This is a genomic window from Methylophaga pinxianii (assembly GCF_020447225.1).
GTDB lineage: Bacteria > Pseudomonadota > Gammaproteobacteria > Nitrosococcales > Methylophagaceae > Methylophaga > Methylophaga pinxianii.
On sequence record NZ_JAJAEO010000088.1, the window covers coordinates 1 to 1,734 of the forward strand.

Sequence of the window (1,734 nt, forward strand, 5' to 3'; positions counted from 1 at the left end):
TTTTTTTTCATCTTCACCTTCACGAACCGAAGATTTAAAGCTTCGAATGGCACTACCCAGATCACCACCTAAAGAGCGCAATTTTTTAGTGCCGAAAAGTAAAATGACAATGACCAGAACGATCAATAATTGCCAAACACTGATTCCACCAAATCCCATGATGCGCTCCTAATGAAAACCGGGCAGGTTTTTGCCGCCCAGCAGATGAATATGTAAATGATCGACTTCCTGACCACCACCGGGTCCGGTATTAATAATGGTGCGGAAACCGTTGTCTAAACCTTGTGATTTTGCCAGTTCTGGCAGCTTGAGAAGCATGTGAGCAATCAACTGCTGATGGCTCTGTTCCAAGTGATCGAGTCGTGCAATATGTTGTTTTGGAATCACCAGCAAATGAACGTTTGCTTTCGGATTAATATCATTAAACACATACATCAGTTCATCTTCGTAAACTTTGGTAGACGGGATATCGCCGGTAATAATTTTGCAGAAAATACAGTCGGTCATTATTTGCTCCTACTGGCCTTCTCATCATGTCCTGATAAACCAAATCGACGATCCAATTCGGCCAACACAGAATCAACCTCAATATCGTTATGTGCCAGTAATACCATGGAATGAAACCAAAGGTCTGCTGTTTCGTAGACGATTTGTTCCTTATCTCCTGATTTTCCTGCAATAACGGTTTCGGTGGCCTCTTCGCCTAATTTTTTCAAAATTTTATCAGTTCCTGCAGCATACAGACTGGCCACATATGAACTTTCGGCAGTAGCGTTTTTGCGTTGGTTCAGAACCACCATCAGTTTCTGCAATGTATCACGCATTAATAAATCTCATCCGGATTTTTCAGTACAGGCTCGGTCGTCTGCCACTCACCATCCTGTAATTCAAGAAAAAAACAATGATGACGTCCAGTATGACAGGCAATCCCACCTATCTGTTCAACTTCGAGCAAAATAGCGTCTTGATCGCAGTCAATGCGAATGGATTTTATCCTTTGCTGGTGGCCGGATTGCTCGCCTTTATGCCATAGTTTTTGTCTTGATCGCGACCAGTAAACAGCATGACCGGTTTCAGCGGTAAGCTGCAAGGATTCTCTATTCATCCAGGCTAATGTGAGTACTTGCTTCGTGGAAAACTCTTGTGTGATAACTGGGGCCAAGCCATCGCCACCCCAATTTACTTGATCCAGCCATGCGCTCATAAACGCACCTCAATGCCTTGTTGGGCCATTTGTTGTTTCGCTTCACTTACGGTATATTCGCCGAAATGAAAAATGCTGGCGGCCAATACGGCATCAGCATGTCCCAGTTTTATGCCATCCGTCAGATCCTGTAACTTACCTACACCACCCGATGCTATCACAGGAACAACCACTGCATCACTCACGGCACGAGTGAGTTCGATATCGAAACCTGATTTTGTCCCATCACGATCCATGCTGGTTAACAAGATCTCGCCCGCTCCCAGTACCACCATTTTTTTGGCCCATTCCACCGCATCAATACCTGTCGGTTGACGCCCACCATGGGTAAAAATTTCCCATTTGGGTGGTTGCCTTTCAGCAGATACGCGTTTAGCATCAATCGCTACCACAATACATTGTGATCCAAACTTTTCAGCAGCTTCACGAACAAAATCCGGATTTTTTACAGCGGCAGAATTAATACCAACTTTATCTGCACCAGCATTCAACATACGGCGAATATCAGCAACAGTGCGTATCCCCCCCCC

5 protein-coding genes are annotated in these 1,734 nt (G+C 44.8%); all 5 read right to left on the bottom strand.

Annotated elements, in window-relative coordinates; all coding sequences use genetic code 11:
• Positions 1-159: twin-arginine translocase TatA/TatE family subunit (gene tatA / locus LGT40_RS00485; protein ID WP_226343120.1), on the bottom strand; the 159-nt coding region annotated here is incomplete at its 3' end.
• A gap of 9 nt (positions 160-168) precedes the next feature.
• Positions 169-507, bottom strand: coding sequence for a histidine triad nucleotide-binding protein (locus tag LGT40_RS00490; RefSeq protein ID WP_226075869.1), 339 nt, complete (start codon positions 505-507; stop codon positions 169-171).
• On the bottom strand, positions 507-824 hold the full coding sequence (locus LGT40_RS00495) for a phosphoribosyl-ATP diphosphatase (protein WP_226075871.1): 318 nt from the start codon (positions 822-824) through the stop codon (positions 507-509). The genes LGT40_RS00490 and LGT40_RS00495 overlap by 1 nt, the downstream gene beginning before the upstream one ends.
• Complete coding sequence (gene hisI / locus LGT40_RS00500; protein WP_226075873.1) at positions 824-1,204, bottom strand: phosphoribosyl-AMP cyclohydrolase; 381 nt, start codon at positions 1,202-1,204, stop codon at positions 824-826. The genes LGT40_RS00495 and hisI overlap by 1 nt, the downstream gene beginning before the upstream one ends.
• Positions 1,201-1,734: imidazole glycerol phosphate synthase subunit HisF (gene hisF, locus LGT40_RS00505; protein ID WP_226343119.1), on the bottom strand; the 534-nt coding region annotated here is incomplete at its 5' end. The genes hisF and hisI, both read right to left, overlap by 4 nt.

Coding starts and splice junctions, on each gene's coding strand:
- LGT40_RS00490 (WP_226075869.1), bottom strand. CDS start 507: ATGACCGACTGTATTTTCTGCAAAATTATTACCGGCGATATCCCGTCT.
- hisI (WP_226075873.1), bottom strand. CDS start 1,204: ATGAGCGCATGGCTGGATCAAGTAAATTGGGGTGGCGATGGCTTGGCC.
- LGT40_RS00495 (WP_226075871.1), bottom strand. CDS start 824: ATGCGTGATACATTGCAGAAACTGATGGTGGTTCTGAACCAACGCAAA.